This window comes from Paenibacillus sp. MZ03-122A, assembly GCF_024213325.1.
In the GTDB taxonomy this organism is placed as follows: Bacteria; Bacillota; Bacilli; order Paenibacillales; family Paenibacillaceae; genus Paenibacillus; species Paenibacillus polymyxa_B.
Genome location: NZ_JANAVI010000059.1, coordinates 1 through 583 on the forward strand (window position 1 = coordinate 1; position 583 = coordinate 583).

A 583-nucleotide genomic window follows, 5' to 3' on the forward strand; every position below is an offset into this window, starting at 1 on the left:
TAGTAGCGAAGGTCATGATCTCAGACTGCCAAGAAAAGCCTCTAGCCAGGAGAAGGTGCCCGTACCGCAAACCGACACAGGTAGGCGAGAAGAGAATTCTAAGGCGCGCGGAAGAACTCTCGTTAAGGAACTCGGCAAAATGACCCCGTAACTTCGGGAGAAGGGGTGCCTCGGTAGGGTGAATAGCCCGAGGGGGCCGCAGTGAAAAGGCCCAAGCGACTGTTTAGCAAAAACACAGGTCTGTGCGAAGCCGCAAGGCGAAGTATACGGGCTGACGCCTGCCCGGTGCTGGAAGGTTAAGGGGAGTGGTAAGCCTTCGGGCGAAGCTATGAACCGAAGCCCCAGTAAACGGCGGCCGTAACTATAACGGTCCTAAGGTAGCGAAATTCCTTGTCAGGTAAATTCTGACCCGCACGAATGGCGTAACGACTTGGGCGCTGTCTCAACGAGAGATCCGGTGAAATTTTAATACCTGTGAAGATGCAGGTTACCCGCGACAAGACGGAAAGACCCCATGGAGCTTTACTGCAGCTTGATATTGAATTTGGGTACGATCTGTACAGGATAGGTGGGAGCCGTAGAA

1 rRNA gene is annotated in these 583 nt (G+C 53.5%); it reads left to right on the plus strand.

Annotation, left to right across the window (positions count from 1 at the left end):
- Window positions 1–583, plus strand: a 23S ribosomal RNA gene (locus NLX74_RS25535); the annotation flags it as partial.